Source organism: Microbacterium sp. Y547 (assembly GCF_057669785.1).
This window is the reverse complement of sequence record NZ_JBYHFN010000002.1, coordinates 455160-467498: the sequence shown is the minus strand read 5'-3', so window position 1 is coordinate 467498 and position 12339 is coordinate 455160. Positions and strand designations below refer to the sequence as shown.

The window sequence follows — 12339 nt, the reverse complement described above, 5'->3', positions numbered from 1 at the left end:
GGTGGTACCGCGGTCCTTCACAGGGTCGTCCTCGCAGGAACCGGCGACCACGACACCTGCGAGAGATCCATGACCTACCCCCGTCCTTCAGCAAGCTCAGGAAGCGACGCTTCGGCGTTCGGACCCGCAGCGGTCGTGCCGAGCCCGCGGTTTCCCGAGATCGAGCGCGAAGTGCTCGCTTTCTGGAAAGACGACGACACGTTCCGCGCCTCGATCGAGAACCGCGAAGGCGCCGATGAGTGGGTGTTCTACGACGGCCCGCCCTTCGCCAACGGTCTGCCCCACTACGGCCACCTGCTGACCGGCTACGCCAAAGACCTGTTCCCGCGGTTCCAGACGATGCGGGGCAAGAAGGTCGATCGCGTCTTCGGCTGGGACACGCACGGCCTGCCGGCCGAGCTCGAGGCGATGAAGCAGCTCGGCATCACCGAGAAGGCCGAGATCGAAGCCATGGGCATCGACGTCTTCAACGACAAGGCTCGGTCATCGGTGCTGGCGTACACGCGCGACTGGGAGGACTACGTCACGCGTCAGGCTCGCTGGGTCGACTTCGAGCGCGGCTACAAGACGCTCAACCCCTCGTACATGGAATCCGTGCTGTGGGCGTTCAAGACGCTGCATGACAAGGGCCTCGCCTACGAGGGCCACCGCGTGCTGCCGTATTGCTGGCGGGACGAGACCCCGCTGTCGGCGCACGAGCTGCGCATGGACGACGACGTCTACCAGATGCGCCAGGATCCGTCCGTGACGGTCACCTTCCCGCTCGTCGGCGCGAAGGCCGAAGCTCTGGGCCTCACGGGTGTGCGCGCCCTCGCCTGGACGACGACCCCGTGGACGCTGCCGACGAACCTCGCGCTCGCCGTCGGTCCCGACATCCGATATGTCGTCGTGCCGGGCGGTCCCGCGGGCGCAGCCGATGTGCAGCCGGGTGATGAGCCGTTCGAGGCGACGGCGCACCGCTACCTGCTGGCGGAATCGCTTCTCGCCGGGTATGCGAAGGACCTCGGGTACGAGTCGGCACAAGCCGCGCAGGACGCCGTCGAGCAGAGCGTCCTCGGCGCCGATCTCGAGGATGTCGCCTACGACCGGCTCTTCGACTACTACGCCGATGCCGACACGTGGGGCACCGAGCGCGCGTGGCGGATCCTCGTCGACGACTACGTCACCACCTCGGACGGCACCGGCATCGTGCACCAGGCACCGGCATTCGGTGAGGATGACCAGCGGGTGACCGAAGCCGCCGGCATCCCGCTCATCATGAGCCTCGATGACGGCGGACGCTTCCTGCCCCAGGTGACGGATGTCGCGGGCGAACTGTGGATGGACGCCAACACGCCGCTCGTGCGCCTGCTGCGCCAGAGCGGGCGCCTGCTGCGCCTGGCGAGCTACGAGCACTCGTACCCGCACTGCTGGCGCTGCCGGAACCCCCTCATCTACCGCGCCGTGTCGAGCTGGTTCGTGCGCGTCACCGACATCAAGGACCGCCTGCTGGCGGGCAACGAGCAGATCACGTGGGTTCCCGAGAATGTCAAGCACGGCCAGTTCGGCAAGTGGCTCGAAGGAGCACGCGACTGGTCGATCAGCCGCAACCGGTACTGGGGCTCGCCCATCCCGGTGTGGAAGAGCGACGACGCGGCGTACCCCCGCGTCGACGTCTACGGCAGCCTCGCCGACATCGAACGCGACTTCGGCCGCCTGCCGCGTGACCCCGACGGCAACGTCGACCTGCACCGCCCGTACATCGACGACCTGACCCGCCCGAACCCCGACGACCCCACGGGCCGGTCGACGATGCGCCGCATCGAAGACGTCTTCGACGTATGGTTCGACTCCGGTTCGATGCCCTACGCCCAGGTGCACTACCCGTTCGAGAACCGCGAGTGGTTCGACTCGCACGCCCCGGCGGACTTCATCGTCGAGTACATCGGCCAGACGCGCGGCTGGTTCTACGTCATGCACGTGCTGTCGACGGCGCTCTTCGACCGCCCCGCGTTCACGGGGGTGTCGTGCCACGGCATCGTGCTTGGCAGCGACGGCCACAAGATGTCGAAGTCTCTCAGGAACTACCCCGACGTGTCCGAGGTCTTCGACCGCGACGGGTCCGACGCGATGCGCTGGTTCCTCATGTCCAGCTCCGTCCTGCGCGGTGGCAACCTGGTCGTGACAGAAGAAGGCATCCGTGCGGCCGTGCGGGAGTTCATGCTGCCGCTGTGGAGCACGTGGTACTTCTTCGCGACCTACGCCAACGCCGCTGCCCCGGGCGGTTACGAAGCGACGTGGCGCACCGATTCGACGAACGTGCTCGACCGGTACATCCTGGCCCTCACGGGTGACCTCGTGCGCGACGTCGCCGCCGACCTGGAAGGGCTCGACTCGACATCGGCGGCCGCCAAGCTGCGCGACTTCGCCGCGGCGCTCACGAACTGGTACATCCGTCGTTCGCGCGACCGGTTCTGGATCGGCGTCGACCCGTCGTCGAGCGCGGCCACCGGGACCGAGGCGTTCGACACCCTCTACACCGTGCTCGAGACGCTCACGCGCGTCGCCGCCCCGCTCATCCCGCTCGTCTCGGAGCGCGTGTGGCAGGGCCTCACTGGCGGCCGCAGCGTGCATCTGCAGGACTGGCCTGACGCCGACGCGTTCCCGCAGGCGGCGGACATCCGCCACGCGATGGACGCCGTGCGCGACGTCTCGAGCGTCGCGAACGCGCTGCGCAAGAAGGAGGGCAAGCGTGTGCGTCTGCCGCTGCCGCAGCTCACGGTCGTCGTGCCGAATGCCGCGGACCTGGCGCAATTCGAAGACATCCTCCGCGACGAGCTCAACGTCAAGGAGGTCCGGATCGACGAGTTCCGACCGGAGTCCTATGACCAGTACGGTGTCGCGCTGCGGCTCGTCGTCGACGCGCGCGTCGCAGGACCGAGACTCGGCAAGCGGGTCCAGCAGGTCATCAAGGCGGCCAAAGCCGGCCAGTGGATCGAGGATGAGCGCGGAATCGTCGTGCAGACGGCAGACGGCGACGTCGTGATGGCGCAGGGCGAAGCATCGCTCGACAGTGACGTCTCGGTGCGTCCCGAGGGCGAGGCCATGGGCTTCCTCGGCGGCAGCGACGGGTTCGTACTGCTCGACACCACGACGACGCCCGAGCTCGAGGCGGAAGGACTCGCCCGCGACGTCATCCGCGCCGTGCAGGACACGCGCAAGGCGGCCGGTTTCGACGTCAGTGACCGCATCCGTCTCGCGCTGCAGTTCGACGACGCCGGGGATGCCGCAGCGGTGGCGCAGGCGTTCACGACGGCCGACGTCGCCGGCGAGACACTCGCCGTCGCCTACGCGGTGCGGAACAGCACCGCGACGATCTTGGCGCTGGGCGACGGGGGAGACCCCGAGTTCGAGGCGACCGTCGAGCCGGGAACGTACGCCAACCGGGGCGCGTTCACCGTCTCGGTGGCACGAATGGAGGCATCCGGATGAGCGACCGCACGCGGGCTGACGCCGTGTACGAAACGCTGCTGCAGCGGCAGGGCGAGCAATGGGTGCAACCGCGCGTCGAGCGCACCGCACGCGTGCTCGAACTGCTCGATGACCCGCAGAAGACCTACCGAGTCGTGCACATCAGCGGCACGAACGGCAAGACCTCCACAGCGCGGCTCATCGAGAGCCTGCTGCGCGCCCACGGGCTGCGCACGGGGCTGTTCACGAGTCCGCACCTCGAGCGGTTCACGGAACGCATCGCGATCGACGGAGAGTCGATCTCGGATGCCGCGATCGCCGACGCGTGGGATGAGATCGAGCCGTTCGTGGCCATGGTCGACGCCGAACTGACGGCCGCGGGCGACGCGGCGCTGACGTTCTTCGAGCTCCTCACGGTGCTCGCCTTCGTCGCATTCGCGGACGCGCCGATCGACGTGCTCGTGCTCGAAGTCGGCATGGGCGGTGCGTGGGACTCGACGAATACGGCAGACGGAGACGTCGCGGTGTTCACTCCCATCGACATCGACCACGTCGATCGCCTCGGTGACACCGTGGTCGAGATCGCGACGGTCAAGGCCGGCATCATCAAGGACGGCGCGGCGGTCGTCTCGGCACAGCAGCTGCCCGCCGTGAAGGCCGTCCTCACCGACGCCGCCGAAGCACGAGGCGCGACCATCGCGTTCGAGGGCGACGACTTCGCCCTCGTGTCGCAGCGCCTCGCCGTCGGCGGACAGCTCGTCTCGGTGCGCGGTCTCGCGGGGGTCTACGAAGACGAGTACCTGCCGCTGTACGGCTCGCATCAGGGCTTCAACGCCGCGCTCGCCATCGCCGCCGTGGAGTCACTCCTCGGTGGCGGGACGCGGGCGATCGCGGGCGACGTGCTCGCCGAGGCCTTCGGCCAGGCGACGTCCCCCGGACGCCTGCATCTCGCCGGCACGCACCCGACCGTTCTCGTCGACGCCGCGCACAACCCGCACGGCGCGCAGGCTCTCGCGACGGCTCTGCGCGAGTCGTTCGACTTCGACGAGTGGGGCGTCGTGCTGGGCGTCCTCGATGACAAGGACGCCGTGGGCATCGTCTCTGCCCTCGCCGAGACCGCCTCGCACGTCTTCGCGACGGCGCCCGAGTCGGACCGGGCGAATGAGCCTGACACGATCGCCGACGCGGCTGAGGCAGCGGGTCTGCTCGTGACGGTTCACGATGGCCTCAGCGTCGCGGTCGAGGCGGCTCGGGAATGGGCAGCGGCATCCGATCGTCGTGGCGTCGTCGTGACGGGATCGGTCGTGCTGGCAGGCCAAGCGCTCACTCTCGCCGAACTCGAAGACTGGAAGTCAGGGTGGACATCATGACCGATACACAGACACCGCGGCCGCGCCGCCGGCGCGGGGCAGCCGAGTCGCTCGCCTCGATCGTGCTGGCCTTCGAATCGGTCATCGCGTTCCTCGGCGGGCTCGTCCTCTTCGGACTCGATGCGCTGCCCGACGGCGTCGAGCGCTGGTGGGGGATCGTCGCAGGTACGACCCTCGCTGTGCTCATGATCCTGACGGGCCGGTTCGTCCGCTACCGGTGGGGAATCGTGATCGGCTGGCTGCTGCAGGTCGTCGTCGCCCTCGGCGCACTCTTTGAACCCGTCCTCATCATCGTGGCGCTCATTTTCGGCGGCATGTACGGCTATGCCACCATCAAGGGTGCGGCTCTCGATCGGCGCAACGCCGCGATCGAGGCCCAGTACTCCGACCAGGCCTGACAACGGAACGGAAACACCAGACATGACCACGGAAGAGACCCTCGTCCTCATCAAGCCGGACGGCGTCGCCCGCGGGCTCACGGGCGCGATCCTCGCCCGCATCGAAGCGAAGGGCTACGCCCTCGTCGACATCCGACTCGTCGAACCCGACCGTGCGCGCCTCGAACGGCACTACGCCGAGCACGAGGGAAAGCCCTTCTACGAGCCGCTCCTCGAGTTCATGATGTCGGGCCCGTCCGTCGCGATCCGTCTCGCCGGCAACCGCGTCATCGAGGGGTTCCGCTCGCTCGCGGGAACGACCGACCCGACGACGGCGGCGCCCGGCACAGTGCGCGGCGACTTCGGGCGTGACTGGGGCGTCAAGGTGCAGCAGAACCTCGTGCACGGCTCGGACAGCCCCGAGTCCGCCGCGAGGGAACTCGACATCTGGTTCTGACGCGAGTCAGAACAGCGAGTTCACGATGCTTACGACGGCGTTCATCTCGAGCTGGGCAAGCAGCAGCACGAGCGCATAGCTGAGGATCGTCGCGAGCGGCACCCACGACATGAGCTTGTCCGCTGCCTGGCGCACGCCGGGCGGCACGGCGAGCACACCCGAGCGCAGCACATGCAGCGTCACGAGGTAGAACGTCGGAATCGTGACGGCCCAGGTGACCATGCACCACGGGCAGAGGGTGTGCAGGTTCGGCGCGTAGATGCTCTGGCCGATGAGCCAGATCACGAAGCCGAAAGCGAAGGTCGTCCCCGCCCAGAACAGCAGCCAGAACCAGCGCGCGAAGCGAGCACGAGCGAGGATCGCCGCCCCGACCACGATCGGGGCCACCCAGCATGCGAGCCCCAGGATCGGATTCGGAAAGCCGAAGATCCTGCCCTGCCAGGCATCGAGATTCGCGCTGCACTGCACGAGGACCGAGATGTCGCAGGCCGCGCCTGCGCCGGGATTCGCGAGCGTGTCGAGTTTCGCGACGGTGAGTGAGAACGCCGCCCACCACCCGATCGCTCCGGCGATGATGAGCCACACCGCGAGAACAGTCGGGCGCGTGTGGGTCTGAGTCGGGGGCATACCTCGGATTATGGCAAACACCGCCTATGTGTGAGGCATGGATGCGGCGCGGAAATGACTGCCGCGTCCTCATGTGAGCAATCCGGCGGGGAAAGTGCGATAATGATGCGGATGCGCCGCGGCCGCGCCGCCACAGCATCATCGAAGACTTCAGGGCGATGACAGCCCTTCGCAGCCTGGGCGCACAGCCGGCTGCAGACCGAGTGAGTTCGTGGCACCGCAGGTGCGGCGCCACACGAGATTTCGCCGGGCGACGCGCGGTGTCGCCCCGCAGGGAGTACGCCAGTGATGGCTGTTGACAGCACCTCAGAAAACCCCAACGGCGACGAATCGAGCGCCCCGACGAAGGCGGAGATCTCTCCGCCTGAGGTGACCGGGCTTCCGGTCGCCGACGAAGCGCCTGACATAGAGGTGCCGAGCGACGCCGAAGCACCGGCTGCCGCGAAGAGCACCGACGACGCGCCCGAGACGCCCGAAGAGGCGACGGATGCCGACACGGAGAAGTCCGAGGCCTCCGGCCCCGTCACAGCCGTGTCGCTCGGCCTGCTTCCCGAGACCTTCGTCTCGGAAGTGACGACCGATCTGCACTTCTACGCACCCGAGGTCGCGCCGCTGCCTTCGCTCCCCGAGGAGCGTCCGCAGATCGACGACCAGTTGTCGTCGACGAGTTCGCGCCGACGGGGGCGTCGACGCGGGGGAGACCGTGACGACGATCACGGCGACTCCGCGCCGCCCCCCCGCCAGCGCGCTGTCGAGCTCATCACCGAGCCGCAGCGCATCAAGGGCTCGACCCGTCTCGAGGCCAAGAAGCAGCGTCGTCGTGATGGCCGGGAAGCCGGTCGTCGCCGTGCCGTCGTGACCGAGGCGGAGTTCCTCGCACGCCGCGAGGCCGTCGACCGCGTCATGATCGTCCGCTCGAAGAACGGTCGCGTGCAGATCGCTGTGCTCGAGGACAGCGTGCTCGTCGAGCACTACGTCGCGCGCAACCAGGACGCATCCCTCATCGGCAACGTCTACCTCGGGCGCGTGCAGAACGTGCTCCCGAGCATGGAGGCGGCGTTCGTCGACATCGGCCGCGGGCGCAACGCCGTGCTGTACTCGGGCGAGGTCGACTGGGATGCGGTCGAGACCGGCAATCAGCCGCGCCGCATCGAGCTCGCCCTCAAGTCGGGCGACAAGGTCCTCGTGCAGGTCACGAAGGATCCCATCGGCCACAAGGGCGCGCGCCTGACGAGCCAGATCTCTCTCCCGGGCCGCTACCTCGTGTACGTCCCCGGCGGCGCGATGAACGGCATCTCACGCAAGCTTCCCGACACCGAGCGGGCACGTCTGAAGAAGATCCTCAAAGAGGTCCTGCCGGAGTCCTCGGGCGTCATCGTGCGCACGGCGGCCGAAGGGGCGACCGAGGAGCAGCTCACCCGCGACGTGCAGCGCCTGACCAAACAGTGGGAGCACGTCTCCCGTCAGGTCGATTCGATCCAGGCGCCCGCGCTGCTGCACTCCGAGCCGGATCTGCTGGTCAAGATCGTGCGCGACGTCTTCAACGAGGACTTCTCGCGCATGCTCATCCAGGGCGACGAGGCGTACGCGACGATCACGAAGTACCTCGAGTCCGTCGCCCCCGACCTGCTCGACCGCGTCGAGGCCTACGAAGACGACATCGACCCGTTCGACGCGTATCGGATCACCGAGCAGATCGAGAAGGCCCTCGACCGCAAGGTCTGGCTGCCCTCGGGTGGTTCTCTCGTGATCGACCGCACCGAGGCGATGACCGTCGTCGATGTCAACACCGGCAAGTTCGTCGGCTCGGGCGGCAACCTCGAAGAGACCGTCACCAAGAACAATCTCGAGGCTGCCGAAGAGATCGTCCGTCAGCTCCGCCTGCGCGACATCGGCGGCATCATCGTGATCGACTTCATCGACATGGTGCTCGAATCCAACCGCGACCTCGTGCTGCGTCGCGTCGTCGAGTGCCTCAGCCGCGACCGCACCAAGCACCAGGTCGCCGAGGTCACCTCGCTCGGGCTCGTGCAGATGACCCGCAAGAAGCTCGGCCTCGGCCTGCTCGAGACCTTCAGCGAGGCGTGCGACGTGTGCGCGGGCCGCGGTGTCATCGTGCATCACGATCCCGTCGTCAAGCACCGCGCGTCATCGGGCGGCTCGTCCAGCGGACGCCGCTCGCGCGGGGCCACGACTCCGCCGGCCGGTTCCAACGGAACGCACGTCATCACCGAAAGCGCCAAGACGGCGCTCGCGCAGATTGCGGCATCGACGATCCACCACGACGAGGCCGACGATCAGGCCCCTGTTGTCGAGGCGCCCGTCGAGCGCCCGAAGAAGCAGCGAAAGAAGCGGCGGGACTCGTCCGCGAAGGACGCCAATCCACCCCGCACCGAGAAGGACGCGCTGCTGGATTCGGTGCTCAGCGCGCTTCCTGAGCCCAAGGCTCCGGGCCAGGGGCGGTCTCGCCGCCGGGTCTCGACGGCCGCGCTGACGGGCACGCCGGTCTCGCCGACGACGTCGCCGGCCGCACCCGCCTCAGAGGACTGAGCCCGCCGTCACAGCCCGCGTCGTTCGCGGGCTGTGACGCGCAGGCCGGATGCGATCAGGCGGCGCACGAGCTCGTGCCCGCTGACGTGCTCGGCACCGGCGGCGACGAGCCGGGCATGACTCTCGTCCGGCACGTCGTAATGGTCGAGGTCGAAGCCGCGACGGGGGATCCCGTTGGCCGCCGCGAAGGTGTGCAGCTCGGTAAGATCGGTGTCGCTCACGAGGTGCGCCCACAGTCTTCCGTGGGCGGGCCAGAGCGGGTCATCGAGGAGGATCGCCACCCCGCGATCCTAGGCGGGCCATGACAGCGGCCGGTGCTTTTGCGGGAGATCGTTCCATCCGGTAAAGTATTCCTTTGGTGCGTCCCGTGTCGCATGCCTCCCGGCGTTCGTCGACAGCTCAGCCCAGCTCAGCCGTCCGCACCAAGACTTTCCAGTCTCAATCGGAGCATCCCGCTCCCAGACGAAATCAGGTGTGAAGTGGTTTACGCAGTTGTGCGAGCCGGTGGCCGGCAGGAAAAGGTAGAGGTCGGCACCATCGTCGTCCTCGACCGTCAGGCTGCCTCGATCGGCGACAAGATCGAGCTTCCGGCCGTGCTCCTCGTCGACGGTGACGCCGTGACGAGCGACGCCGACAAGCTCGCCAAGGTCAAGGTCACTGCCGAGGTTCTCGGTGAGCTTCGCGGACCGAAGATCATCATCCAGAAGTTCAAGAACAAAACCGGCTACAAGAAGCGCCAGGGCCACCGTCAGGACCTCACGCGCGTCAAGATCACCGACATCAAGTAAGTCCAGGAAGAGACGCAGAGATGGCACACAAAAAGGGCGCAAGCTCCACCCGCAACGGTCGTGACTCCAACGCACAGCGCCTCGGCGTGAAGCGCTTCGGCGGCCAGAAGGTCCTCGCCGGCGAGATCATCGTCCGCCAGCGTGGCACGCACTTCCACCCCGGCGCGAACGTCGGTCGCGGCGGTGACGACACGCTCTTCGCCCTCGAAGCCGGTGCTGTCCAGTTCGGCCAGAAGGGCGGCCGCAAGGTCGTCAACATCGTCGCCGCAGCGGCGGAGTGACCTCGACAGGTCTCACCGACCAGCGGTAGTACACCTTCAGCGAAGGGGGCGGGCTCCGGCTCGCCCCCTTTCGCATTCCTCAGACAGATAGGAGACGCAGATGGTCACATTCGTGGATCGAGTGACGCTGCACCTGCGTGCCGGCAAGGGCGGCAACGGCTGCGTCTCGGTGCGTCGTGAGAAGTTCAAGCCGCTCGCCGGCCCCGACGGCGGCAACGGCGGTCAGGGCGGAGACATCGTCCTGGTGGCCGACCCGCAGGTGACGACGCTGCTGTCGTACCACCACTCTCCGCACCGCACCGGCGGCAACGGGGGATTCGGCATGGGCGACAACCGTTCCGGCGCCGCAGGCGAGAACGTCGAGCTGCCGGTTCCGGTCGGGACGGTCGTCAAGGACGCCGAGGGCGAACCGCTCGTCGACATGATCGAGCCCGGCATGCGCTACGTGGTGGCGCCCGGCGGACTCGGCGGACTCGGCAACGCTGCGCTGGCTTCACCGAAGCGCAAGGCTCCCGGCTTCGCCCTGCTCGGCACGCCCGGGTGGGAAGGCGACGTTCAGCTCGAACTCAAGACGGTCGCGGACGTTGCTCTCGTGGGCTTTCCCTCCGCGGGCAAGTCGAGCCTCATCGCCGCGATCTCGGCGGCGCGTCCCAAGATCGCCGACTATCCGTTCACGACTCTGCACCCCAACCTCGGCGTCGTCCAGGCGGGCGACATGCGCTACACCGTCGCCGATGTGCCGGGCCTCATCGAAGGAGCAAGCGAGGGCAAGGGCCTGGGACTGGAGTTCCTGCGCCACGTCGAGCGGTGCACGGCGCTCGTGCACGTGCTGGACTGCGCGACGCTCGACCCCGGTCGTGACCCGCTGACCGACCTCGACGTCATCCTCGAAGAACTCGCGGCCTACCCCGTTCCCGAAGGCCAGACGCCCCTGCGGGAGCGGCCCCAGATCGTCGCGCTCAACAAGATCGACGTTCCCGAAGCCAAGGATCTCGCCGACCTCGTGCGTCCCGAGCTCGAGGAGCGTGGCTTCCGCGTCTTCGACATCTCGACCGTCAGCCACGAGGGACTGCGCCCGCTCACCTTCGCACTGGGCGAGATCGTCGCCCAGCACCGTGCCGAAGTGGCCGCGACCCCCGTCGCTGAGCGCATCGTCATCCGGCCGAAGGGCGGGGTCAAGGAGTTCACGATCCGTGTCGAGGGCGGCACGTACGGAAACGTCTACCGCATCCTGGGCGACAAGCCGCTCAAGTGGGTGCAGCAGACCGATTTCCAGAACGAAGAGGCCGTCGGCTATCTCGCCGACCGACTCGACCGCCTCGGTGTCGAGACCGAGCTGTTCCGTGTCGGCGCGACGCCCGGTGCGACGGTCGTCATCGGCGAGGGCGACGGCGTCGTCTTCGACTGGCAGCCCTCGCTCAGCTCGGCCGCCGAACTGATGGCGGCACCTCGCGGCACCGATCCCCGCCTCGATGACAACGCGCGGCGCACGACCGCGCAGCGTCGCGAGCGCTATCACGACCGCATGGACGCGAAGGCGGCCGCCCGGGCCGAACTCGACGCGGAACGGATCGCCGACAAGCAGCGCCCGGTCGAGGAAGCGGAATGACTGCGCTCGAGCGCGGGGACATCCCCGGTGCTCGACGTGTGGTCGTAAAAGTAGGTTCGTCGTCGATCAGCGGCGGGCAGGCCTCGCGCATCCCGCCGCTGGTCGCCGCTCTCGCGAAAGCCCACGGGCGTGGCACCGAGGTGGTCCTCGTCTCATCAGGGGCGATCGCGACCGGCATGCCGTACCTTGCGCTCGACGAGCGACCGAGCGACCTCGCGACGCAGCAGGCGGCCGCCGCGGTCGGTCAGAATGTGCTCGTCTATCAGTATCAGCAGGCGCTGCAGCCGTTCGGCATCGTCGCCGGTCAGGTGCTTCTCACCGCCGGCGACCTCGAGAACGCCACGCCGCGGTCCAATGCGCGCAGAGCGATGGAGCGTCTTCTCGGCCTGCGCATCCTGCCGATCGTCAATGAGAACGACACCGTCGCAACGCAGGAGATCCGCTTCGGCGACAACGACCGGCTCGCCGCACTGGTCGCCGGTCTCGTCGGTGCCGACGCGCTCGTGCTGCTCAGCGACATCGAATGCCTGTACACACGGCCGCCCGACCAGCCCGGTGCCCGCCCGATCGAACGTGTCGCCTACGACGAAGACCTTGCGGGCTTCGAGTTCGGGTCGACCGTCGTCAACAGCGTCGGCATGGGGGGCGCGGCGACCAAGGTGTCCGCGGCCCGTCGGGCAGCGGCATCCGGAATCGGGGTGCTCGTGACACGCACCGACCTCGTCGAGAACGCCCTCGCCGGTGAGTCGGTCGGAACATGGTTCGCCCCCAACCCCGACCCCGCCTCCGACCTCGCGACGGGCCCTGTTCGCACGTCGATAGGCTGAGGA

11 protein-coding genes are annotated in these 12339 nt (G+C 68.0%); 9 read left to right on the top strand and 2 right to left on the bottom strand.

The features are described 5' to 3' along the window. The first annotated feature begins 69 nt into the window (after positions 1-69). From ileS to ndk, 4 genes are read left to right on the top strand one after another with little or no spacing between them, the layout of a single operon-like run. On the top strand, positions 70-3471 hold the full coding sequence (gene ileS, locus AC25Y0_RS05280; RefSeq protein ID WP_488123271.1) for an isoleucine--tRNA ligase: 3402 nt from the start codon (positions 70-72) through the stop codon (positions 3469-3471). Then, positions 3468-4820, top strand: coding sequence for a bifunctional folylpolyglutamate synthase/dihydrofolate synthase (locus AC25Y0_RS05275; protein ID WP_488123270.1), 1353 nt, complete (start codon positions 3468-3470; stop codon positions 4818-4820). The genes ileS and AC25Y0_RS05275 overlap by 4 nt, the downstream gene beginning before the upstream one ends. Further along, the gene (locus AC25Y0_RS05270; protein WP_488123269.1) at positions 4817-5218 is read left to right on the top strand and encodes a DUF4233 domain-containing protein; all 402 of its coding nucleotides are present in this window, start codon (positions 4817-4819) and stop codon (positions 5216-5218) included. Before AC25Y0_RS05275 ends, AC25Y0_RS05270 begins: the two co-directional genes overlap by 4 nt. 22 nt (positions 5219-5240) lie before the next feature. After that, complete coding sequence (ndk, locus tag AC25Y0_RS05265; RefSeq protein ID WP_488123268.1) at positions 5241-5654, top strand: nucleoside-diphosphate kinase; 414 nt, start codon at positions 5241-5243, stop codon at positions 5652-5654. A gap of 6 nt (positions 5655-5660) precedes the next feature. On the opposite strand, the gene AC25Y0_RS05260 is transcribed toward ndk, so the two are convergent. After that, positions 5661-6281 carry a vitamin K epoxide reductase family protein gene (locus tag AC25Y0_RS05260; protein WP_488123267.1) on the bottom strand — a complete coding sequence of 207 codons (621 nt, stop codon included), beginning with the start codon at positions 6279-6281 and terminating at the stop codon, positions 5661-5663. Positions 6282-6569: 288 nt separating this feature from the next. Here AC25Y0_RS05260 and AC25Y0_RS05255 point away from each other — a divergent pair, with 288 nt between their 5' ends. After that, entirely contained in the window at positions 6570-8831 is a 2262-nt protein-coding gene (locus AC25Y0_RS05255; protein ID WP_488134335.1) for an Rne/Rng family ribonuclease, read from the top strand. 8 nt (positions 8832-8839) lie between these two features. On the opposite strand, the gene AC25Y0_RS05250 is transcribed toward AC25Y0_RS05255, so the two are convergent. Continuing rightward, positions 8840-9112, bottom strand: coding sequence for a DUF4031 domain-containing protein (locus AC25Y0_RS05250; RefSeq protein WP_488123265.1), 273 nt, complete (start codon positions 9110-9112; stop codon positions 8840-8842). A gap of 198 nt (positions 9113-9310) precedes the next feature. Here AC25Y0_RS05250 and rplU point away from each other — a divergent pair, with 198 nt between their 5' ends. The 4 genes from rplU to proB all read left to right on the top strand — a co-directional run bounded on the left by rplU (position 9311) and on the right by proB (position 12336). Further along, on the top strand, positions 9311-9619 hold the full coding sequence (gene rplU / locus AC25Y0_RS05245; protein ID WP_488134334.1) for a 50S ribosomal protein L21: 309 nt from the start codon (positions 9311-9313) through the stop codon (positions 9617-9619). 20 nt (positions 9620-9639) lie between these two features. Next, entirely contained in the window at positions 9640-9900 is a 261-nt protein-coding gene (gene rpmA, locus AC25Y0_RS05240; RefSeq protein WP_488123263.1) for a 50S ribosomal protein L27, read from the top strand. Between the two features lie 100 nt (positions 9901-10000). Then, positions 10001-11509, top strand: coding sequence for a GTPase ObgE (obgE, locus tag AC25Y0_RS05235; protein WP_488123262.1), 1509 nt, complete (start codon positions 10001-10003; stop codon positions 11507-11509). Beyond that, positions 11506-12336, top strand: a complete 831-nt coding sequence (gene proB, locus AC25Y0_RS05230; RefSeq protein ID WP_488123261.1) for a glutamate 5-kinase — start codon at positions 11506-11508, stop codon at positions 12334-12336. The genes obgE and proB overlap by 4 nt, the downstream gene beginning before the upstream one ends. Positions 12337-12339: the final 3 nt, after the last annotated feature.

Bases quoted from the DNA above. Each gene is read 5' to 3' on its own strand.
- AC25Y0_RS05270 (WP_488123269.1), top strand. From the start codon at position 4,817: ATGACCGATACACAGACACCGCGGCCGCGCCGCCGGCGCGGGGCAGCC.
- AC25Y0_RS05255 (WP_488134335.1), top strand. From the start codon at position 6,570: ATGGCTGTTGACAGCACCTCAGAAAACCCCAACGGCGACGAATCGAGC.
- AC25Y0_RS05260 (WP_488123267.1), bottom strand. From the start codon at position 6,281: ATGCCCCCGACTCAGACCCACACGCGCCCGACTGTTCTCGCGGTGTGG.
- AC25Y0_RS05275 (WP_488123270.1), top strand. From the start codon at position 3,468: ATGAGCGACCGCACGCGGGCTGACGCCGTGTACGAAACGCTGCTGCAG.
- ndk (WP_488123268.1), top strand. From the start codon at position 5,241: ATGACCACGGAAGAGACCCTCGTCCTCATCAAGCCGGACGGCGTCGCC.
- ileS (WP_488123271.1), top strand. From the start codon at position 70: ATGACCTACCCCCGTCCTTCAGCAAGCTCAGGAAGCGACGCTTCGGCG.
- proB (WP_488123261.1), top strand. From the start codon at position 11,506: ATGACTGCGCTCGAGCGCGGGGACATCCCCGGTGCTCGACGTGTGGTC.
- rpmA (WP_488123263.1), top strand. From the start codon at position 9,640: ATGGCACACAAAAAGGGCGCAAGCTCCACCCGCAACGGTCGTGACTCC.
- obgE (WP_488123262.1), top strand. From the start codon at position 10,001: ATGGTCACATTCGTGGATCGAGTGACGCTGCACCTGCGTGCCGGCAAG.